The organism is Arenimonas sp., assembly GCF_022842045.1.
Lineage (GTDB): Bacteria > Pseudomonadota > Gammaproteobacteria > Xanthomonadales > Xanthomonadaceae > Arenimonas.
Map to the genome: position 1 here is coordinate 1 of NZ_JALHQI010000023.1, position 19915 is coordinate 19915.

Annotated in this window: 18 protein-coding genes, 1 tRNA gene and 1 pseudogene; 14 read left to right on the forward strand and 6 right to left on the reverse strand. The window is 70.7% G+C overall.

The window, feature by feature from the left end; translation table 11 throughout:
- Window positions 1–506 (forward strand): peptidoglycan DD-metalloendopeptidase family protein (locus tag Q0C12_RS06785; RefSeq protein WP_290888012.1); only part of this gene is annotated, 506 nt, incomplete at its 5' end.
- A 5-nt stretch (window positions 507–511) separates the two neighbouring features.
- On the opposite strand, the gene Q0C12_RS06790 is transcribed toward Q0C12_RS06785, so the two are convergent.
- Both Q0C12_RS06790 and yhbY read right to left on the reverse strand, forming a co-directional pair.
- Complete coding sequence (locus tag Q0C12_RS06790) at window positions 512–886, reverse strand: Mth938-like domain-containing protein (RefSeq protein WP_290888016.1); 375 nt, start codon at window positions 884–886, stop codon at window positions 512–514.
- Between the two features lie 13 nt (window positions 887–899).
- Window positions 900–1205 (reverse strand): ribosome assembly RNA-binding protein YhbY, encoded by a 306-nt coding sequence (gene yhbY, locus Q0C12_RS06795; protein ID WP_290888019.1) that lies wholly within the window; start codon window positions 1203–1205, stop codon window positions 900–902.
- 81 nt (window positions 1206–1286) lie between these two features.
- Between yhbY and rlmE the strand changes: the two genes are divergently transcribed.
- From rlmE to folP, 3 genes and pseudogenes are all read left to right on the forward strand, one after another.
- A complete protein-coding gene (gene rlmE / locus Q0C12_RS06800) occupies window positions 1287–1919 on the forward strand; it encodes a 23S rRNA (uridine(2552)-2'-O)-methyltransferase RlmE (protein WP_290888021.1) in 633 nt (210 codons plus the stop codon).
- Window positions 1916–3778: pseudogene (gene ftsH / locus Q0C12_RS06805) on the forward strand (ATP-dependent zinc metalloprotease FtsH); the annotation flags it as partial. The gene rlmE and the pseudogene ftsH, both read left to right, overlap by 4 nt.
- Before the next feature lie 54 nt (window positions 3779–3832).
- Complete coding sequence (gene folP / locus Q0C12_RS06810; protein WP_290888024.1) at window positions 3833–4729, forward strand: dihydropteroate synthase; 897 nt, start codon at window positions 3833–3835, stop codon at window positions 4727–4729.
- A 119-nt stretch (window positions 4730–4848) separates the two neighbouring features.
- Here folP and Q0C12_RS06815 read toward each other — a convergent pair whose 3' ends face one another.
- On the reverse strand, window positions 4849–5925 hold the full coding sequence (locus Q0C12_RS06815; protein ID WP_290888027.1) for an alkane 1-monooxygenase: 1077 nt from the start codon (window positions 5923–5925) through the stop codon (window positions 4849–4851).
- 130 nt (window positions 5926–6055) lie between these two features.
- Between Q0C12_RS06815 and miaA the strand changes: the two genes are divergently transcribed.
- The 7 genes from miaA to bla all read left to right on the forward strand — a co-directional run bounded on the left by miaA (window position 6056) and on the right by bla (window position 13034).
- Window positions 6056–6961: a tRNA (adenosine(37)-N6)-dimethylallyltransferase MiaA gene (gene miaA / locus Q0C12_RS06820; RefSeq protein ID WP_290888120.1), complete on the forward strand. Its 906-nt coding sequence runs from the start codon at window positions 6056–6058 to the stop codon at window positions 6959–6961.
- A 97-nt stretch (window positions 6962–7058) separates the two neighbouring features.
- On the forward strand, window positions 7059–7328 hold the full coding sequence (gene hfq / locus Q0C12_RS06825; protein WP_290888030.1) for an RNA chaperone Hfq: 270 nt from the start codon (window positions 7059–7061) through the stop codon (window positions 7326–7328).
- A gap of 27 nt (window positions 7329–7355) precedes the next feature.
- Window positions 7356–8672 carry a ribosome rescue GTPase HflX gene (gene hflX / locus Q0C12_RS06830; protein ID WP_290888032.1) on the forward strand — a complete coding sequence of 439 codons (1317 nt, stop codon included), beginning with the start codon at window positions 7356–7358 and terminating at the stop codon, window positions 8670–8672.
- Between the two features lie 35 nt (window positions 8673–8707).
- The gene (gene hflK, locus Q0C12_RS06835; protein ID WP_290888034.1) at window positions 8708–9829 is read left to right on the forward strand and encodes an FtsH protease activity modulator HflK; all 1122 of its coding nucleotides are present in this window, start codon (window positions 8708–8710) and stop codon (window positions 9827–9829) included.
- A gap of 1 nt (window position 9830) precedes the next feature.
- Window positions 9831–10703 carry a protease modulator HflC gene (gene hflC, locus Q0C12_RS06840; RefSeq protein ID WP_290888039.1) on the forward strand — a complete coding sequence of 291 codons (873 nt, stop codon included), beginning with the start codon at window positions 9831–9833 and terminating at the stop codon, window positions 10701–10703.
- Window positions 10704–10872: 169 nt separating this feature from the next.
- A complete protein-coding gene (locus Q0C12_RS06845; RefSeq protein ID WP_290888042.1) occupies window positions 10873–12165 on the forward strand; it encodes an adenylosuccinate synthase in 1293 nt (430 codons plus the stop codon).
- An 8-nt stretch (window positions 12166–12173) separates the two neighbouring features.
- Entirely contained in the window at window positions 12174–13034 is an 861-nt protein-coding gene (gene bla / locus Q0C12_RS06850; protein WP_290888045.1) for a subclass B3 metallo-beta-lactamase, read from the forward strand.
- A gap of 33 nt (window positions 13035–13067) precedes the next feature.
- On the opposite strand, the gene Q0C12_RS06855 is transcribed toward bla, so the two are convergent.
- Both Q0C12_RS06855 and Q0C12_RS06860 read right to left on the reverse strand, forming a co-directional pair.
- Window positions 13068–15143 (reverse strand): tetratricopeptide repeat-containing sulfotransferase family protein, encoded by a 2076-nt coding sequence (locus Q0C12_RS06855; protein WP_290888048.1) that lies wholly within the window; start codon window positions 15141–15143, stop codon window positions 13068–13070.
- Window positions 15144–15238: 95 nt separating this feature from the next.
- Window positions 15239–15323 (reverse strand) — tRNA-Leu (locus tag Q0C12_RS06860).
- Window positions 15324–15493: 170 nt separating this feature from the next.
- Between Q0C12_RS06860 and rnr the strand changes: the two genes are divergently transcribed.
- Genes rnr through Q0C12_RS06875 form a run of 3 tightly spaced genes read left to right on the forward strand, consistent with a single transcriptional unit; the run spans window position 15494 to window position 18941 of the window.
- On the forward strand, window positions 15494–17899 hold the full coding sequence (gene rnr / locus Q0C12_RS06865; protein WP_290888123.1) for a ribonuclease R: 2406 nt from the start codon (window positions 15494–15496) through the stop codon (window positions 17897–17899).
- Window positions 17899–18651 carry a 23S rRNA (guanosine(2251)-2'-O)-methyltransferase RlmB gene (gene rlmB / locus Q0C12_RS06870; RefSeq protein ID WP_034215157.1) on the forward strand — a complete coding sequence of 251 codons (753 nt, stop codon included), beginning with the start codon at window positions 17899–17901 and terminating at the stop codon, window positions 18649–18651. Before rnr ends, rlmB begins: the two co-directional genes overlap by 1 nt.
- Window positions 18648–18941 (forward strand): hypothetical protein, encoded by a 294-nt coding sequence (locus Q0C12_RS06875; RefSeq protein WP_290888053.1) that lies wholly within the window; start codon window positions 18648–18650, stop codon window positions 18939–18941. The genes rlmB and Q0C12_RS06875 overlap by 4 nt, the downstream gene beginning before the upstream one ends.
- Window position 18942: 1 nt before the next feature.
- Here Q0C12_RS06875 and cysK read toward each other — a convergent pair whose 3' ends face one another.
- Window positions 18943–19896, reverse strand: coding sequence for a cysteine synthase A (gene cysK / locus Q0C12_RS06880; protein ID WP_290888056.1), 954 nt, complete (start codon window positions 19894–19896; stop codon window positions 18943–18945).
- Window positions 19897–19915: the final 19 nt, after the last annotated feature.

The window sequence follows — 19915 nt, forward strand, 5'->3', positions numbered from 1 at the left end:
TGCCGTCCGGCGCCCCGGTCGCGACCGCGCCTCCCGCGCGGCCCGCAGCTTCCTCCTCGCCTGCCGCTGCCGGCACGGTGCAAGGCACGCCCGTGGTCGTGCCATCCGCGCCGGTCGTGCCGGCCACGGTCAGCGCCGCCGGCTGGCGCTGGCCCACGCGGGGCCAGCTGATCGGCCGCTTCGCCGCGGGCGACCCGAAGCGCCAGGGCATTGACATCGCCGGCACCGCCGGCCAGCCGGTGCTGGCCGCCGCCGATGGCGTGGTGGTGTATTCCGGCGCGGGCCTGGTCGGCTACGGCGAGCTGATCATCGTCAAGCACAGCGACGAATGGCTCTCGGCCTACGCGCACAACCGCCAGCGCCTGGTGGGCGAGGGCACCGCGGTCACCGCCGGCCAGCAGATTGCCGAACTCGGCCGCAGCGGCACCAGCCGCGACATGCTCCACTTCGAGATCCGCCGCAACGGCAAGCCCGTCGACCCGCTCACCGTCCTGCCGCCGCTCTGACCCGCTTAGCCGGGGACGAGGAAGGCGGCGACGACCTTGCGGCCTTCGGTGGCCAGGACGTTGAAGGTGCGGGCGGCGGCGGCGCTGTCCATCACCTCGATGCCGATGCCGCGGGTGAGCAGGGCGGCCATGACGGCAGGCGCGGGGAAGCGCTGGCGGGGACCGGTGCCCAGCAGCACCAGCGCCGGCTGCAGCGCCAGTACCGCGTCCATGTCCTGCGGCTGCAGCTCGTCCACGGACGCGGGGCGCCAGTCCTGGACCAGCTGGTTCGGGGTCAGCACGAAGCTGGTGCCAAGGGTTTCCTGGTTCACCAGCACGCCGGCGGGGCTGATGCCGCGCAGGACGTAGATGAAATCGGGATTTTCCTGGGAAAGCTGCACGTGGGCGGCGGGCTCAGGCCTTGGGCAGGACGATCAGCGGGTTGTCCTGGCTGCGGCGATACAGCACGGCCATGTTGCCGATGCGCGCGACCAGGGCCGCGTCGGCGCGGGTGCAAAGTTCGGCGATCCACTCGTCGCGCAGCTCGCGGTCGCCCGCGGCCACGTGCACCTTGATCAGCTCGTGCCGCTCGATGGCCAGGCCGGTCTCGGCGACCAAGTTGTCGGTGATGCCCTTGGCGCCGACCAGGATCACCGGCTTGAGGTCGTGGGCCAGGCCGCGCAGGTAACGCTTCTGGGGGTTGCTGAGGGCGGCGGCCATGACATTCCGGACGGGTTCGAAAGGGGGCGTAGGGTATCATGGCGGCCACTTCCTACTCCCCAAGGGCCGCCCGGCCGACCCATGGCACGCAGCAAAAGCAGCCCACGCTGGCTCCAGGAACACTTCGCCGACCCCTTCGTGAAGAAGGCCCAGGCGGAGGGCATGCGTTCGCGGGCGGCCTACAAGCTCGAGGAGCTGATCGAGCGCGACCGACTGCTCAAGCCCGGCATGGTGGTGGTGGACCTCGGCGCCGCCCCCGGCGGCTGGTCCCAGGTGGTGCGCCGCGACCTCGGCGACAAGGGCCGGGTGATCGCGCTCGACATCCTCGACATGCCCCCGATCGCCGGGGTCGAGTTCATTCACGGCGATTTCAGAGAGGACGGGCCATTGTCCCAGCTGGAATCCCTGCTCGGCGGCAAGCCGGTGGACCTTGTCCTTTCCGACATGGCCCCCAACATGACGGGTGTGGATACCGTGGACCAGGCCCGGGCGATGTACTTGTCCGAACTGGCCCGTGATTTCGCGGAAAGCCACTTGAAGGTGGGCGGCAACTTCCTGATCAAGCTGTTCCAGGGCGAAGGCTTCGATGCCTACGTCAAGGATCTCAGGACCCGCTACGACAAGCTGGTGATCCGCAAGCCGGCGGCCTCCCGCCGCCGATCGAACGAAGTCTATGCGCTGGCATTGGGCAAGCGCCGAGGAAGCAGCAAATGAATGACCTGGCCAAGAACCTCCTGCTCTGGTTGATCGTCGCCGTCGTCCTGATGGCGGTGTTCCAGAGCATGTCCGCGCCCGTGAACGCCCCGTCGAGCGAACTGACCTACAACCAGTTCATCGACGAGGTGAAGGCCGACCGCGTGGCCAAGGTCAACATCGACGCCAACAACATCGGCATCGTCGGCGAGCGCAAGGACGGCAGCAAGTTCACCACCGCCAACCCGCGCGACCCGCTGCTGGTGGACACGCTGTTCGAGAACGACGTGGTCACCATCCAGGAGAAGCCGACCGAGCGCTCGCTGTTCTGGAGCCTGGTCACCAGCTTCCTGCCGATCCTGCTGCTGATCGGCGTCTGGATCTACTTCATGCGCCAGATGCAGCAGGGCGGCGGCAAGGGCGCCATGAGCTTCGGCAAGTCGCGCGCCAAGATGCAGGGCGAGAACGAGGTCAAGGTCACCCTGGCCGACGTCGCCGGCTGCGACGAGGCCAAGGAAGAAGTCGGCGAGCTGGTCGAATTCCTGCGCGACCCGGGCCGCTTCCAGAAGCTGGGCGGCAAGATCCCGCGCGGCGTGCTGATGGTGGGCCCGCCGGGCACCGGCAAGACCCTGCTGGCCCGCGCCATCGCCGGCGAGGCCAAGGTGCCGTTCTTCTCGATCTCGGGCTCCGATTTCGTCGAGATGTTCGTCGGCGTCGGCGCCAGCCGCGTGCGCGACATGTTCGAGACCGCCAAGAAGCACGCGCCCTGCATCATCTTCATCGATGAGATCGACGCCGTCGGCCGCCACCGCGGCGCCGGCCTGGGCGGTGGCCACGACGAACGCGAGCAGACCCTGAACCAGCTGCTGGTCGAGATGGACGGCTTCGAGGGCGGGGAGGGCGTGATCATCATCGCCGCCACCAACCGCCCGGACGTGCTCGACCCGGCGCTGCTGCGCCCGGGCCGCTTCGACCGCCAGGTCACCGTCGGCCTGCCGGACGTGCGCGGCCGCGAGCAGATCCTGAAGGTGCACATGCGCAAGGTGCCGCTGGACGCCGACGTCGAGGCGATGACCATTGCCCGCGGTACCCCCGGTTTCTCCGGCGCCGACCTGGCCAACCTGGTCAACGAGGCCGCGCTGTTCGCCGCCCGCGAGAACGCCAAGTCCGTGCGCATGGAGCACTTCGACCGCGCCCGCGACAAGATCCTGATGGGCACCGAGCGCCGCTCGATGATCATGAGCGAGGACGAGAAGAAGCTCACCGCCTACCACGAGGCCGGCCACGCCATCGTCGGCCGCGTCGTGCCCGACCACGACCCGGTGTACAAGGTCACGATCATTCCCCGCGGCCGCGCGCTGGGCGTCACCATGTACCTGCCGGAAGGCGACAAGTACAGCTACAACCGCACCCACATCGAGTCGATGCTGAGCTCGCTGTACGGCGGCCGCGTCGCCGAGGAACTGATCTTCGGTGCCGACAAGGTCACCACCGGCGCCAGCAACGACATCGAGCGCGCCACCAAGATGGCCCGCAACATGGCCACCAAGTGGGGCCTGTCGGACGAGCTCGGCCCGATCGCCTACGGGGACGAGGAGGACGAGGTGTTCCTGGGCCGTTCGGTCACCCAGCACAAGTCGGTGTCGGACGACACGGCGCGCAAGATCGACGAAGTGGTGCGCAGCATCCTCGACCGGGCCTACGCGCGCACCAAGACGATCCTGACCGAGAACATGGACAAGCTGCACCTCATGGCCGAGGCGCTGCTGACCTACGAGACGATCGACGCCGTGCAGATCGACGCGATCATGGAAGGCCGTCGCCCGGGTCCGCCGGCCGACTGGGCCAAGTCCGGCCGCATCTCCAAGGACGACCCGGGTCCGGGTAATGCCGCCGGCCCGCTCGGCGGCCCGATGCCCCAGACCTGATAGATCATGTTTGACCTGACGCCGCAGCTTGATTGCGCCGGCCGCCTGCTCAAGCTCGACCGCCCGCGGGTCATGGGCATCGTCAACGTCACGCCCGATTCGTTCTCCGACGGCGGCCAGCACGCCGACGTCGAGGCCGCGGTCGCGCACGGCCTGAAGCTGGCGCAAGAGGGCGCCGACCTGCTCGACGTTGGCGGCGAATCCACCCGCCCCGGCGCCACGCCGGTGTCGCTCGAGGACGAGCTTCGCCGCGTCATTCCCGTCATCGAGCGCCTGGCCCGCGAGACGGCGCTGCCGGTCTCGGTGGACACCTCCAAGCCCGAGGTGATGCGCGCCGCGGTCGCGGCCGGCGCCGGTCTCATCAACGACGTGTACGCGCTGCGCCGCGAGGGCGCGCTCGACGCCGCCGCCGCGCTGGGCGTGCCGGTGGTGCTGATGCACATGCAGGGCGAGCCCGGCGGCATGCAGGCCGCGCCGCATTACGACGACGTGGTCGGCGAGGTGCACCGTTTCCTGGCCGAGCGCATCTTCGCCTGCGAGATGGCCGGCATCCCGAAGTCGCGGATCGTGCTCGACCCGGGCTACGGCTTCGGCAAGACCACCGACCACAACTTCCTGCTGCTGCGCCAGCAGGCCCGCCTGCTCGACCTGGGCCTGCCGCTGCTGGCCGGCCTGTCGCGCAAGCGCAGCCTGGGCGAAGTGACCGGCCGCGAGCTGGGCGAGCGCCTGCACGCCTCGGTGGCCGCGGCGGTGCTGGCGGCGGAGTACGGTGCGCGCATCCTGCGCGTGCACGACGTCGCCGCCACCGTCGATGCCGTCAAGGTCTGGTCGGCGGTGGCCGCGCATCCGGCCCCGAAACCGGCGGCCGCCAAGGCCACGATCCGCTGGCCGGACGAAGACTAGTCACACGCTGGTCATGATTTGACCAACCCGGTTGACACCCGCGCCCCGCGGGCCTCGCGTGAATCCGTCCACAGGACTTCTCCCACACTTGTCCACAGGCAGTGTGGACATCGCCGGCCTCAGCCGGCGGCGGCCCGGCGGAAGGCCTGCACCCGCGGATCGATGACGCGGTGCCACAGCGGCGGCACCAGGGCCAGCACGAACATCGACGAATAGCCCCCCGGCAGCTGCGGGCTGTCGGGATGGTGGCGCAGGATGGCGTAGCGGCGCTTGGGGAAGGCATGGTGGTCGGAGTGGCGCTGCAGCTGGAACAGCAGCAGGTTCGACAGCGCGTAGTCGGAGTTCCAGCTGTGCAGGTGGGTGGTGCGTTCGTAGCGCCCGTCGGCGCCGCGCTGGCGCTCGAGCCCGTAATGCTCGATGTAGTTGATGATTTCCAGCGACCCGGCCGCGAACAGCCCCTGAAGCAGGAAGAAGGCCAGCCCCACCGGCCCCAGCCACAGCGCGAACGCCGCGGCGAAGCCCAGCCACAGCACGCTCCAGCCGATCATCTCGTTGCGCCAGTGCAGCGCCGGCAGCCCCAGGCCGCGCAGTCGCCGCGCCTCCAGCCGCCACGCGTTGAGCGTGTTGCGCCACATCGCCCGCGGCAGGAAATGCCACAGCGACTGCCCGAAGCGCGCGCTGGACGCATCCTCGGGCGTGGACACGTGCACGTGGTGCCCGCGCAGGTGCTCGATCTTGAAGCCGTGGTAGCCGACGCTGGCCAGCAGCACGCCGCCGACGAAGGGCTCGAGCCAGCCGTCCTTGTGCACCAGCTCGTGCGCGGTGTTGATGGCCAGGATGCCGCCGACGATGCCCTGGGACAGCAGCCAGCCGGCCACGCCGGCCGGCCCGAAGCCCGCGTTCGCGAACCAGTGCGCCGACCAGGCCAGCAGCGCCAGCTGCACCGGCAGGCAGGCCAGGGTCAGCGCCTTGAACCAGGGCCGCAGCGCCAGTTCGCGCTCGCGTTCGGCCGGCACGTTCACCGGGTCGTGGCCCAGCGCGTAGTCGGCCGCGGGCAGCAACACGAACAGGAAGAAGAGCGGGAACCAAGCCATCAGGTCGGGCCGGCCGCTGGCCACGCCCAGCCAGGCCGCCGCCGGCATCAGCGCCGGCACCAGGAACACGAGCAGGAAGGCGAGGGCCTTGGTGCGTGACATGGTCGCTCCCGGGAGTCTGCGCCCAGCATAGGCCAGCGGCGGCCGGCGCGCACCGGGCAGGCTAAGCTTGCCGTCCCCGCCGACGGAACCGCCGCGCTTGCACGACACCCGCCCGCTTGCCATCGCCCTGATGGGCCCGACCGCCTCGGGCAAGACCGCGCTGGCGCTGGACTGGGCCGCGCGGCTGGACACCGAGGTGGTGAGCGTGGATTCGGCCCTGGTCTATCGCGGGCTGGACATCGGCGCGGCCAAGCCCACGGCCGGCGAGCTAGCCCGGGTCCGCCACCACCTGGTGGACGTGCGCGATCCGCACGAGATTTTCTCGGCCGCCGACTTCGCCCGCGAGGCGCTGCCGCCGATGCAGGCCCTGGCCGCGCGCGGCCGCGTGCCGCTGCTGGTCGGTGGCACCGGGCTTTACTTCAGCGCGCTGCTCGAGGGCCTCTCCGACCTGCCCACCGCCGACCCGGCCCGGCGCGCGGCCATTGCCGACGAGGCCGCCGAGCGCGGCTGGCCGGCGCTGCATGCCGAGATGGCCGCGGCCGATCCCGCCGCCGGTCGCCGCATCCAGCCGCAGGACGCGCAGCGCATCACCCGCGCGCTGGAGGTGTTCCGCCTGACCGGCCGGCCGATCAGCGCCTGGCAGGCCGAGCACGCGCCCCGTCGCTTCCCCTTCCGCGTGCTGAAGCTGGTGCTGGCCCCGGCCGACCGCGCGGTGCTGCACGAACGCATCACCCGCCGCTTCGACCTGATGCTCGCCGCCGGCTTCCTCGACGAAGTGCGCAGCCTCAAGGCGGATCCGCGCCTGCATCCCGACCTGCCGTCCATGCGCGCCGTGGGCTACCGCCAGGCCTGGCGCCACCTCGACGGCCTCACCGATGCCGCGGGCTTCCGCGACGAGGCCATCGCGGCGACCCGCCAGTTGGCCAAGCGCCAGCTCACCTGGCTGCGCGGCCAGCCCGACGCGCGCTGGCTCGACCCGGGCCGCGACCAGGCTGAACTGGAGCAGGCGCTCGCGGCCTTCATCGCCCGGCGCTGACGTTCACTGCTGGTAGAATCCCGGCATTCGCGGCCACGGACCCTTTTGGCCGCAAATCGCGCCAGCTGGCGCGCCACAACAAGAAAACGGAGTCCGTATGTCCAAAGGCCAATCCCTGCAGGATCCTTTCCTGAATGCCCTGCGCCGCGAGCGCATCCCCGTGTCCATCTACCTCGTCAACGGCATCAAGCTCCAGGGCACCATCGAGAGCTTCGACCAGTTCGTCGTGCTCCTGCGCAACACCGTCAGCCAGATGGTCTACAAGCATGCGATCTCCACCGTGGTGCCGGCGCGCAACGTGCGCGTGGGCCCGGGCGGCGGCGCCGTGGCCGGCAGCGACGACGACGAGGCGGGCCAGGACGATTGACCGCCCCGGCACCCCGCGTGACGCCTGATGTTTGAGCGCGCCCGCAAGGGCGAACGAGCCCTGCTGATCCAGCCTTACGCGCCGGGCCAGCAGGATCCCGCCCTGCTCGAGGAATTCTCGGAGCTGGCCCGGTCGGCCGGCGCCACCGTGGTCGGCACGCTCATGGCGCGCGTCGAGAAACCCAACGCCGCCTACTACATCGGCACCGGCAAGCTCGAAGAGGCGCAGTCGGCCTGCGAGGCGACCGGCGCCGACCTGGTGCTGGTGAACCACCTGCTCACGCCCGGGCAGGAGCGCAATCTCGAGAAGGCGCTCAAACGGCGCGTCGTCGACCGCACCGGCCTGATCCTGGACATCTTCGCCCAGCGCGCCGCGACCCACGAAGGCAAGCTGCAGGTCGAACTGGCCCAGCTCAAGCACTGGGCCACGCGCCTGGTGCGTGGCTGGACCCACCTCGAGCGCCAGCGCGGCGGCGCCATCGGCCTGCGCGGCCCCGGCGAAACCCAGCTTGAGCTCGACAAGCGCATGCTGCAGAAGCGGCTCGAGTCTCTGCAGGCGCGCCTGGACAAGGTCGAGGTGCAGCGCACCCAGATGCGGCGCGCGCGCCTGCGCAACGAAGTGCCGCGCGTGGCCCTGGTGGGTTACACCAATGCCGGCAAGTCCACGCTGTTCAATGCGCTGACCGGATCCGGTGTCTATGCCGACGACCGCCTCTTCGCGACGCTGGACCCCACGGTGCGGCGCGTGGAGGGGGTGGCCCCGCTCGTGCTGTCCGACACCGTCGGCTTCGTTCGCGACCTTCCCCACGAGCTAGTGGCCGCGTTTCGATCGACCTTGGCCGAGGCCCGCGACGCCGACCTGCTGCTGCACGTGATCGACGCCGCCGATGAACTGCGCGACGAGCGCATCGGCCAGGTCGACCGGGTGCTGGAGGACATCGGCGCCGGCGACATCCCTCAGGTGCTGGTGTTCAACAAGATCGACCGGATCGAGGGCGCGACGCCGCGCCACGACCCGGAAGTGGAGGGGCGGGAGCGGATCTGGCTCTCGGCCCGCACCGGCGACGGCCTGGCGCTGCTGCGCGACCTGCTGGCCCGGCGCTTCGTCGACCGCCGTCTGTCCGGCCAGCTGCGCCTGGGGCCGGCCGACGGCCGCCTGCGCGCCCGCCTGCACGCGCTCGGCGCAGTGAAGGCCGAGCAGGGCGACGAGTCCGGCTGGGTGCTCGACCTGGACCTGCCGCTGGCCGCGGCGGAGCGGCTGGCGGAGGAATCCGGCGGCCATCCGCTTCACGCGCTCTTGCTTGTGGCCCCCGGCGCCCCTACCTACAATCACGAAGACCACTAAAGCACACCACCCCCGTGGTGCGCGACGGAGCAAGCATGGCCTGGAACCAGCCTGGAAAAGGCAACCAAGATCCCTGGAAGGGGAAAGACCCCGGCAACGAGGTCGAAGCCTTCGTCAATCGCCTCAAGGGCATGTTCGGCGGCGGCGGTGGCGGCGGCCCCGGCCGCGGCGGCGCGGCGGCGGGCGGCTTCAATCCCGTGCCCTGGGCGGTCGGACTGGTCGGCATCTGGCTGGTGTTCAACAGCTTCAAGCTGATGGACGAGCGCCAGCGCGGCGTCGTGCTGCGCTTCGGCGAGTTCAACCGCATCATGACCCCGGGCCCGAACTTCAAGTGGCCGTGGCCGATCGAGTCGGTGACGATCGTTGATGCCACCCAGGTGGTCGAGCTCAGCGACCAGGTGCGCGTGCTGACCCAGGACGAGAACCTGATCGACATCAAGTTCAACGCCCAGTACCGCCGCGACGACCCGCGGCTGTTCCTGTACGGCTCGGTCGACCCCGAGCAGACCCTGCGCGACGCCGCCGAGAGCGCCGTGCGCGAGGTCGTGGGCCGCAGCACCATGGACACGGTGTTGTTCGACCGCGCCGCGCTGGTGATCGCCTCGCAGGAGCGCCTGCAGGAGTCGCTGAACTTCTACCAGACCGGCCTCACGGTCGTGAACTTCAACCTGCAGGACGCGCGTCCGCCGGAAGAGGTGAAGGAAGCCTTCGACGACGCCATCAGCGCCCGCGAAGACAAGAACCGCATCGAGAACGAAGCCCGCGCCTACGCCAGCAAGGTGCTGCCGGAAGCCCGAGGCGTCGCGGCGCGCCTGCGCACCGAGGCCGAGGGTTACCGCGTGGCCACCATCGCCCGCGCCGAGGGTGACGCCGAGCGCTTCAGCCTGCTCGCCGCCGAGTACCGTCAGGCGCCGGAAGTGACGCGCAAGCGCCTCTACCTCGAGACCATGCAGCAGGTGATGGCCAGCAACCAGAAGGTCGTTGGCGGCAGCGACAACATCCTGTACCTGCCGATCGGCGGCACCCCGGCCCGCGCCGGCGTGCCAATGGAAGCCCCGGTCGTCCGCCTGCCGGCCACCCAGGCCGCGTCGCCCACGCCGGCCGATGCCACGCCCTCGCGCGATTCGCGCACCGAACGCCGTCCGGGAGGTCGCTGAGATGCGCAATGCTACCCTGATCGTCCTGCTCGCCATCGGCGCCCTGCTGGCCGCCATGGGCTCGGTGTTCGTGGTCAACGAATCCCAGACCGCGATCGTGCTCAACCTCGGCCGCGTGGTCCGCGCCGACCTCGAGCCCGGCCTGCACTTCAAGTGGCCGCTGGTGGAAGAGGTGCGCCGCTTCGACCAGCGCATCCTCTCGCTTGACGACGCGCCCGAGCGCTACCTCACTTCCGAGAAGAAGGACGTGAGCGTCGATTTCTTCGTGAAGTGGAAGATCGCCGACGTCGCCACCTACTACCGTTCCGCCAACGGCGGCAACGAGGACGCGGCCCGCCAGCGCCTGACGCCCATCGTCAAGAACGCCCTGCGCAACGAGATCAACCAGCGCACGCTGCAGGAAGTGGTGTCGGCCGGCCGCGCCGAACTCTCGGGCAGCTTCCTGGAGGCCGTCAACCGCGGCGCCCGGTCGCTGGGCATCGAGGTGGTGGACGTGCGCATCAAGCGCATCAACCTGCCCGACGACAGCAACATCCTGCGCACCGTGTACAGCCGCATGAGCACCGAGCGCACCCAGGTCGCCAACCAGCTGCGCGCGGAAGGCGTGGAGCAGAGCGAGACCATCCGCTCCGAGGCCGACCGCCAGCGCCAGGTGACCATCGCCGAGGCCGAGCGCGACGCCCAGAAGCTGCGAGGCGAGGGCGATGCCAAGGCGGCCGAGATCTACGCCCGCGCCTACGGCCAGGATGCCGAGTTCTACGGCTTCTACCGCAGCCTCGAGGCCTACCGCGAGTCCATGGCCGACGGCCAGACCGTGCTGGTGCTGGACCCGGATTCGGAGTTCCTGCGCCACTTCGGCACCGACAAGCGCTGACCGGGCCGGCGGCCCCCCGGGGCCGCCACGCGGGGCTGGCCCCGGCCCGCCATTCCGAGGATAATTTCGCAAAGCCGGGGCGACCTCCGGCTTTTTGCACGTCTGGGCCCCGCGAAGGCGCCCGGCGACCGTCGCCCCCGGGTCTTAATTCACTCTTGGAGTCAGGGTCATGGGTCAGTCGGTGGTGGTGCTGGGCGCGCAGTGGGGCGACGAGGGCAAGGGCAAGATCGTCGACCTGCTGACCGAGGAGATCGGCGCGGTCGTGCGCTTCCAGGGCGGCCACAACGCCGGCCACACCCTGGTGATCGGCGGCAAGAAGACCGTGCTGCACCTGATCCCGTCCGGCATCCTGCGCGCCGACGCGCTTTGCCTGATTGGCAACGGCGTGGTGCTCAGCCCCGCCGCCCTGCAGAAGGAAATCGCCGAGCTCGAGGGCAACGGCGTCGAGGTGCGTTCGCGCCTGAAGATCAGCCCGGCCACGCCGCTGATCATGCCGTACCACATCGCGCTCGATCAGGCCCGCGAGAAGGCCGCCGGCGGCGCCGCCATCGGCACCACCGGCCGCGGCATCGGCCCGGCCTACGAGGACAAGGTGGCCCGCCGCGGCGTGCGCGTCGCCGACCTGGCCTACCCGAAGGAGCTGGCCGAGAAGCTGCGCACCACCATGGACTACCACAACTTCGTGCTGACGAAGTACCTGGGCGTGGACGCCATCGACTACCAGAAGACCCTGGACGAGGCGCTGGCCTTCGGCGCCTACGTCGATCCGATGAAGGCCGACGTCGCCGGCATCCTGCACGAGCTGCGCAAGCAGGGTAAGCGCGTGATGTTCGAGGGCGCGCAGGGCTCGCTGCTCGACATCGACCACGGCACCTATCCCTACGTCACCTCGTCGAACACCACGGTGGGCGGCGCGATGGCCGGCACCGGCGTTGGCGCCGACGCCATCGACTACGTGCTGGGCATCGCCAAGGCCTACGCCACCCGCGTCGGCGGCGGTCCGTTCCCGACCGAGCTCAACGACGCCATCGGCCAGGGCATCCGCGACCGCGGCCAGGAATACGGCGCCACCACCGGCCGGCCGCGCCGCTGCGGCTGGATGGACATCGTCGCGCTCAAGCGCGCGGTCGCCATCAACGGCATCACCGGCCTGTGCATCACCAAGCTCGACATCCTGGACGGGATGGACAAGCTCAAGATCTGCATCGCCTACGAATACCGCGGCAAGCGCACCGAGTACGCGCCGCTGGACGCCGCCGGCTGGGACGAGTGCACGCCCGTGTACCTCGAGTTCCCGGGCTGGGAGGAGTCCACCGCCGGCGTCACCGAGTGGGACAAGCTGCCGCCGGCCGCGCGCGCCTACCTGCGCGCGCTCGAGGAGCTGGCGGGCTGCCCGCTCGCCATCGTCTCCACAGGCCCGGGCCGCGAGTCGACCATCGTGCTGCAGGATCCGTTCGCCTGAGCGCGGCGATGCGCCCGATCCTGCTCGCCGGCCTGATCGCCTGCAGCGGCGCGGTGGCCGCGGAGGACGTGCTGCCGCAGCTGCAGGCCTACACGACCCCCGACAGCTGGCGGCAGCCGGTGCCGCCGTTCGCGCTGGCCGACAACAGCTGGTACATCGGCACCGAAGGCCTCAGCGCGGTGCTGGTCAAGACGCCGGAAGGCGCGGTGCTGATCGACGGCGGCATGCCGCAGGCGGCGGACATGCTGCTGCAGCGAATGCGCGCGCTGGGCGTCGCGCCGGCCGACCTCAAGCTGATCCTGCACAGCCACGCGCACATCGACCACATCGGCCCGCTGGCGGCAGTGAAGCGCGCCACCGGCGCGCGCATGGTCGGTAGCGCCGAGTCCGCGGTGCTGCTGGCGCGCGGCGGCGACGACGACATCCACTACGGCGACGAGCTGGTGTTCCCGCCCGTCGCGGTCGACCGCATCGTCATGGATGGCGAAGTCGTTTCGCTCGGCGGCATGGCGTTCACGGCGCACTTCACGCCCGGCCACACGCCCGGCAGCACCAGCTGGACCTGGCGGGACCAGCGCGACGGCAAGCCGCTGCGCATCGCCTATGTCGACAGCCTGAGCGCGCCGGGCTACCGGCTGCTCGACAATCCGCGTTACCCGCGCATCATCGAGGATTATCGACGGACCTTCGCCGTGGTGCGGGCGCTGCCCTGCGACCTGCTGCTGACGCCGCACCCGGGCGGCAGCGGCTGGACCCCGGCGGACACGCGCGCGCCCCATGCGCGGCCGATGACCTGCGGCGCCTATGCGGATGGCGCCGAGCGCGCGCTGGACACCGAGCTGGCGAAGCAGCGCGAAGCGGCGCCCTGACCCAGGCCCGGCGCGGGCGCGGGCCGGAAACCGTCAGTCCGGGTAGCCCAGCCTGAGCGCGTGCGCGGCCAGCGCCGGCAGCACCGCCGCCAGGGGCTCGCGGTAGCGCTGCCAGTGCGCTCCGGAGGTTGTCGTGGCCGGGCGCCGGCCGGCTTCGAGCCGGGAGCGCGCGGCGGCCAGCCAGTCCGCGTCGGCGGCCAGCCCCAGGAAACCGCAGATCGCTGCCAGCGTTTCCGATGGCGCGGCCACGATCTGTTCGTGCCGGATATCGTGCCGCGGCAGCTGGAGCTGCGGCTCCAGCGCCTGCCACGCGGCTTCATGCGCCTCGTAAAGTGCCACGGTGCCGGCAAGCGTCTGGAAGGCCGGGAAGGCCGCCGGCGTCGCCTGCGGCTCCATGAAATTGCGCAGCACGACGTCGCGTGGGTCGCGCAGCGTGCGCAGCAGCCTGGCGCGCGGGAACAGTGCCTGGACCAGGCCGGCGTGCGTGGCGCGCAACGAGGCGATGTCGACGATCGTCAGCCCGGGTTTTGCGCCCGCGCGTTCCAGCGCCAGCCGGTACTTGCGGCGCAGTACCTGGCGGTCGGCCTTGTCGAGCGCCGCGATCGCCTCGGGGTAGCCCCCGGGCAGTCCGGCCACCGTGCCCACCACGCCTTCGAGCGTGCCCGCCTCGCTGGCCAGCGCCAGGGCGGGATGCCCGCGCAGCAGGCGTTCGACCAGGAATTGCCCGGTACGCGGGAAGCCGACCAGGAAGCAGAGGTCGGCGCCGAGGTCGCCGCCGTCGTCACCGGCCTCCGTGCCCGCCGCGCCCGCCGCGGCCCAGCGCGTGACCGCGGCGAACTCCCGGGCCAGCGCCTCCGGCGCGCGTCGTGGCCCGCGCACTTCCTGCAACGCCAGCGCGTTGGCCTCGGCGAAGGCAATGAAGGCCTCGGCGCCGGCGTCCGTGCCGGCCGCGTCCAGCGCCTTGCCGCGCTCATAGTGGAAGCGCTGGCGCACGCGCGGGACCAATCGCCGCGGCTCCACGCCGGTGAGGCGCCGCAGCGCGTCGGCCGGCTTGCCGGCGCGGCGCTCGATGCGCGCGGCTTCGAGATTGAGCACGGCGTGGTGCGGCGCCAGGGTCAGGCCGGTGTTCACCGCCAGCGCGGCCAGGGCCGGGTCTCCGGCTTCCTCGGCCACCGCGGCCAGCGCGGCCCAGGCGTCGGGGCTGTTGGAATGCAGCTTCAGCGAGCGTTGCAGCGCCGCGCGCGCGGCGGGCAGCTCGCGCAGTTCGTGCAGCAGCAGGCCCAGGCAGTAGTGAGACCAGGGGTTTTCCGGCGCCACCTCCACCGCCCGTTCGAAACGTTGGCGCGCCTTGGCCGGCATCCCCAGCGCCTGCAGGCTGAGCGCGGAGTGCAGCAGGGCCTCCGCGTGGTCGCGGTCGCGGCGCAGCACGTCGTCGAAGGCCTCGAGCGCCTCGGCCGGGCGATCCATCGCCAGCAGGGTCACGCCCAGGCCATGGCGCGCCGACAGGTAGCCCGGCGCGATATTCAGTGCGCGCCGCAGCGCCTCGCGGGCGCGCTCGAACTGGTTGGTCGCGCGCAGGGCGTGGCCCAGGTTGTGCCAGGCCTCGGGGTAGTGCGGATCGATCGCGACGGCGCGTTCGAATTCGGCGATGGCCGCCGGGGTGTCGCCCAGGTTGTGCAGGGCGCGCGCGAGGTGGTTGTGGCCGGGCGCGTGCGCCGGCGCCAGGGCCAGGGCCTGGCGGCAGGCGGCCACGGCAGCAGGGTAGTCGCCGCGCACGTGGTGCTCGATGGCCGTGGCCACCCAGCCCGCGGGGCTGGGCGGCTGCCGCGGCACCTGCGTCAGCAGTGCCAGGGCCTCGTCGTTGCGGCGCTGGCCCACCAGCAGTTCACGCGCGCGCTCGCTGCACAGGGCGTCGTCGGGGAAGTCGGCCAGCGCGGCCAGCGCGCCGTCGGTGTCGCCCTGGCCGATCCGCAGCCAGGCCAGGTGCCAGGCCGCCATCGGGTCGCGATCGTGGCCGGCCAGGTGGGCCAGCAGGGTCTCGGCCTCGTCCTGCCGCCCGGCCTCGGCCAGCGACAGCGCGTGTTCAACGCGGTTGGAATCAGGGGGCATCGGCACATCCGTCCCGGCGGGTCCGCCCGATTGTAGGGCAGGGCGCGTGGCGGGCGGGCAAAGAAAAAGGCCCGCCGAAGCGGGCCTTTCTGATTTGGTGCCCAGGAGAGGACTCGAACCTCCACGGTTTTACCCGCTAGTACCTGAAACTAGTGCGTCTACCAATTCCGCCACCTGGGCAGGTGCTTCCCGGCTAAGCCGCGAGGAAGCCGCATAAGTTAATCGCGAGCCCCGGGCTTGTCAATTGTTCCGTGCGAGCGCGCGGTCCGGTACAGGTGCCCGGGTGTACCATGGGGCCCATGACACCCCCTGCCAAGAAGCGCGGCACCGGCGGCAAACTGCCGCCGTGGATGCCTGAAAGCGCAAGCACGTCCGCCCCGGGAAAGAAGCCGGCCGCGAAATCCACCGCCGGCAAGCCCGGCAAGACCGGCAAGAAGGCCGGTCCCAAGCCGCCGCGCCCGGGCAAGCCCGGCCCCGCGCCCGCCGGCCGTGGGCCCAAGCCGGCCCGGTCGGGCGGACCGGGTGGCCGCAACCCCGGCGCGCACGCCGCGCACGTGGCGCACGATCCCTTCGCCGCCCGCGAGGCGCAGAAGTACGAGCAGCCCATCACCAGCCGCGAGGCGATCGCCGAGTTCCTCAGCGACAGCGACGGCCCGCTCACCGCCGAGGACCTGGCCCGTGCGCTCGGCCTGACAGCGCCGGACCGTTTCGACGCGCTCTCGCGCCGGCTCAACGCCATGGTGCGCGACGGCCAGCTGCTGATGAACCGCCGCGGGGGTTATGCCGCCGCGCGCAAACTCGACCTGATCGCCGGCACCGTGATCGCGAATCCCGACGGCTTCGGCTTCATGAAGGCCGACGACGGCGGCGAGGACCTGTTCCTGCCGCCGAACGAAATGCGCAAGGCCCTGCACGGCGACCGCGTGCTGGCCAGCGTCACCAACATCGACCGCCGCGGCCGCCGCGAGGGCGCGATCGTCGAGGTGCTCGAGCACCGCCTCACGCGCCTCACCGGCCGCTACTCCGAGCGCTCGCGCATCGGCATGGTGGTGCCGGACGACCGCCGCGTGCTGACCGAAGTGCTGATTCCGCCGGAAGAACGCAACGAGGCGCGCGAAGGCCAGCTCGTGGTGGTGGAAGTGACCGCGCCGCCCGAGAACGGCCGCCCGCCGATCGGCCGCATCCTGCTGGTGCTGGGCGACAAGCTCACGCCCTCGCTGGTGGTCGAGGCCGCGATCCACGGCCACGACCTGCCGCACGTGTTCCCGCGCGAAGCCCTGGCCGAGGCCGCGCTGGTGCCGGTGGAGGTGCCCGCCGCGGAAACCCGCGACCGCGTCGACCTGCGCAAGGTGCCGCTGGTCACCATCGACGGCGAGGACGCCAAGGACTTCGACGATGCCGTCTGGTGCGAGCCGAACAAGGACGGCTTCCGCCTGATCGTCGCCATCGCCGACGTGTCCCACTACGTGCGCCCCGGCACCGCGCTCGACGACGAGGCGATCAAGCGCGCCACCTCGGTCTATTTCCCGGGCTTCGTGGTGCCGATGCTGCCCGAGACGCTGTCCAACGGCATCTGCTCGCTGATGCCCAAGGTCGAGCGCATGTGCTTCGCCTGCGACATGCAGGTGGACTTCGAAGGCAACGTCACCTCCTCGGAGTTCTACGAGGCGGTGATGAAGTCGCACGCGCGCCTGACCTACACGCAGGTGTGGAAGGCCGTGGGCGAGGCCGACACCGAGGCCGGCGCCGAGGCCATCGCCCAGATCGGCTCGCTGATGCCTCAGGTGCAGCGCCTGCACCAGCTGTACAAGGTGCTGGCCAAGGCCCGCACGCGCCGCGGCGCCATCGAGTTCGAGTCGGGCGAGGTGCGCTTCGTGCTCGACAACAACGGCGAGGTGATCCAGGCCGGCATGCTCGAGCGCAACGATGCGCACAAGCTGATCGAGGAATGCATGATCGCGGCGAATGTCGAAGCCGCGAAGTACGTCACCGCCAAGCAGATCCCGGCGCCGTTCCGCGTGCACCCGCGCCCGCCGGAAGGCAAGTACGCCGACCTGCTCGAGTACCTGAGCGAGTTCGGCCTGAGCCTGCCGCCGTGGTCCAAGGTCAAGCCCAAGGACTTCACCCAGCTGCTGCGCAAGATCCGCGAGCGCCCCGACGCGCCCCTGCTCGAGACGGTGCTGCTGCGCTCGCAGAGCCTGGCCGTGTACCAGACCGAGAACCTGGGCCACTTCGGCCTCGCGCTCGAGGCCTACGGCCACTTCACTTCGCCGATCCGCCGTTACCCCGACCTGCTGCTGCACCGGTCGATCAAGCACGCGCTGCTGAAAGGCGACCCGGACGGCTACCGCTACTCGGCCAGCGAGATGTCCTCGCTGGCGCTGCACTGCTCGACCATGGAGCGGCGCGCCGACGAGGTGGAGCGCGAGGTGGACGAGCGCTACCGCGGCGCCTGGATGGAGAAGCACGTCGGCGACGAGTTCGACGGCGTGGTCAGCGGCGTCACCAACTTCGGGCTGTTCGTCGAGCTGGCCGGTTCCAAGGTCAACGGCCTGGTGCACGTGACCCAGCTGCCGCACGACTTCTACCACTTCGACCCGCTGCGCCGTTCGCTGGCGGGCGAGCGCCAGGGCCTGAAGTTCCGCCTGGGCGACCCGGTGCGGGTGCTGGTGCTCAAGGCCAGCGTCGAGGACAAGCGCATTGATTTCAAGCTGGTGGTGCCGGACGGCCCGCCGAAGAAGCGCAAGAGGTTCTGATGAGCAAGAAGGACAACTGGATCGCCGGCATCAACGCGGTGGCCTCGGCGCTCGAGCACGACCTCGAGCACGTGCGCGAGGTGCTGATCGAAGCGGGCGGGAAAAACGCGCGGCTGACCGAGATCGAGGAGACCGCGCGCCGCCGCGACGTCTCGGTGCGGCGCATCCCGCTTCAGTCGCTGGAAGGCATCGTCGGCAACCTGCGCCACCAGGGCGTGATCGCCCGCTACGAGGCGGCCAAGCCGACCGACGAGAAAGAGCTGCCGGGCCTGGTGGAAGCCGCCGGCGGCAAGGCGCTGGTGCTGGTGCTCGACGGCGTGCAGGACCCGCACAACCTCGGCGCCTGCCTGCGCAGCGCGGCCGCCGCCGGCGTCACCGCGGTGGTGATCCCGAAGGACAAGGCCGCGCCGATCAACGCCACCGTGCGCAAGACCTCGGCCGGCGCCGCCGACCGCATCCCGGTGGTCAGCGTCACCAACCTGGCGCGCACGCTGCGCGCGCTTCAGGAGCTGGGCGTGTGGATCTACGGCCTTGACGGCGCCGCCACCCAGTCCATCCACGCGATCGACTTCACCGGCAACGTCGCCATCGTGATGGGCGGCGAAGGCGAGGGCATGCGCCGCCTCACCCGCGAGCATTGCGACGGGCTGGTGAAGATCCCGATGCCGGGTGAAATGGAAAGCCTGAACGTCTCGGTCGCCACCGGCGTCGCGCTGTTCGAGGTGGTGCGCCAGCGGGGAGCGAAGGCATGAGCCTGCAGTGGTACGACTTCGTGGGCCTGGCCGGCGTCGGCTTCGTGCTGGTGTCCTTCTTCCTGCTGCAGGCCGGCAAGCTGGCGGGCGACGCGCTGGGCTACCAGCTCGCGAACCTGTTCGGCGCGGTGTTCATCCTGGTCTCGATCTTCGGCCCGTCGCCGGATTTCCGCGACGTCATCTCGACCACGATCATGCAGCTCGCCTGGATCGCCATCAGCGGCTACGGCCTCTGGCGCGGCCTCAAGTCCCGCGTCGCGCGCTTCCGCAAGCCCAAGGATCCGTCCTGACCTACAGCGCCGCCGCCCAGTCTTCGTCGGAGCCTTCGTTGATGCCCTCGAAGAGGAAGGTGCTGAGGTAGCGTTCGCCGGTGTCGGGGATCATGGCCAGCACCACGCTGCCCGGCTCCAGGGTCTTGGCCACTTCCAGCGCCGCGGCGAAGGTGCCGCCGCCGGAGATGCCGCAGAAGATGCCTTCCTGCGTCGCCAATGCCCGGGCCGTGTCGCGGGCCATCACGTCGGTCACCGGCACGATCAGGTCGAAGATGTCGCGGTTGAGCACCGCCGGGATGAAATCCGGCGTCCAGCCCTGGATCTTGTGCGGCTGCCAGTCCTTGCCGCTCAGCAGGGCGGCGCCGTCCGGCTCGGTGACGGCGATCTTCAGGTCGGGCCGTGCGGCCTTCATCACTTCGCCCACGCCCGTGAGCGTGCCGCCGGTGCCGTAGCCGGTGACGAACCAGTCCAGCCGCTTGGCCGCGAAGTCGCGCAGGATCTCCGGGCCGGTGGTGCTGCGGTGGTAGGCGGGGTTGGCCGGGTTCTCGAACTGGCGTGCCAGGAAGGCGCCGTGCTTTTCCGCGAAGGCCGCCGCGCGCTTGACCATGCCGCTGCCGCGCTCGGGCGCGGGCGTCAGGATCACCTTGGCGCCCAGGGCCCGCATCAGCTTGCGGCGCTCGATCGAGAAGGTCTCGGTCATGAAGGCCACGAAGGGATAGCCGCGCGCCGCGCACACCATCGCCAGCGCCACGCCGGTGTTGCCGGAGGTGGCTTCGACCACCATCTGGCCGGGCTTGAGCTCGCCGCGCTGTTCGGCGTCGAGGATGATGGCCAGCGCCAGCCGGTCCTTCACAGAGGACATCGGGTTGAAGTACTCGAGCTTGGCGTACATCGCGACGCCGGCGGGGGCGAGGCGGTTGATGCGGACGATCGGCGTGTCGCCGACGGTGCCGAGGATGCTGTCGTGGATCATGGCGTGACTCCCGGTGGGG

Coding starts and splice junctions, on each gene's coding strand:
- yhbY (WP_290888019.1), bottom strand. CDS start 1,205: ATGGCCGCCGCCCTCAGCAACCCCCAGAAGCGTTACCTGCGCGGCCTG.
- rlmE (WP_290888021.1), top strand. CDS start 1,287: ATGGCACGCAGCAAAAGCAGCCCACGCTGGCTCCAGGAACACTTCGCC.
- folP (WP_290888024.1), top strand. CDS start 3,833: ATGTTTGACCTGACGCCGCAGCTTGATTGCGCCGGCCGCCTGCTCAAG.
- Q0C12_RS06815 (WP_290888027.1), bottom strand. CDS start 5,925: ATGTCACGCACCAAGGCCCTCGCCTTCCTGCTCGTGTTCCTGGTGCCG.
- miaA (WP_290888120.1), top strand. CDS start 6,056: ATGGGCCCGACCGCCTCGGGCAAGACCGCGCTGGCGCTGGACTGGGCC.
- hfq (WP_290888030.1), top strand. CDS start 7,059: ATGTCCAAAGGCCAATCCCTGCAGGATCCTTTCCTGAATGCCCTGCGC.
- hflX (WP_290888032.1), top strand. CDS start 7,356: ATGTTTGAGCGCGCCCGCAAGGGCGAACGAGCCCTGCTGATCCAGCCT.
- hflK (WP_290888034.1), top strand. CDS start 8,708: ATGGCCTGGAACCAGCCTGGAAAAGGCAACCAAGATCCCTGGAAGGGG.
- hflC (WP_290888039.1), top strand. CDS start 9,831: ATGCGCAATGCTACCCTGATCGTCCTGCTCGCCATCGGCGCCCTGCTG.
- Q0C12_RS06845 (WP_290888042.1), top strand. CDS start 10,873: ATGGGTCAGTCGGTGGTGGTGCTGGGCGCGCAGTGGGGCGACGAGGGC.
- bla (WP_290888045.1), top strand. CDS start 12,174: ATGCGCCCGATCCTGCTCGCCGGCCTGATCGCCTGCAGCGGCGCGGTG.
- Q0C12_RS06855 (WP_290888048.1), bottom strand. CDS start 15,143: ATGCCCCCTGATTCCAACCGCGTTGAACACGCGCTGTCGCTGGCCGAG.
- rnr (WP_290888123.1), top strand. CDS start 15,494: ATGCCTGAAAGCGCAAGCACGTCCGCCCCGGGAAAGAAGCCGGCCGCG.
- rlmB (WP_034215157.1), top strand. CDS start 17,899: ATGAGCAAGAAGGACAACTGGATCGCCGGCATCAACGCGGTGGCCTCG.
- Q0C12_RS06875 (WP_290888053.1), top strand. CDS start 18,648: ATGAGCCTGCAGTGGTACGACTTCGTGGGCCTGGCCGGCGTCGGCTTC.
- cysK (WP_290888056.1), bottom strand. CDS start 19,896: ATGATCCACGACAGCATCCTCGGCACCGTCGGCGACACGCCGATCGTC.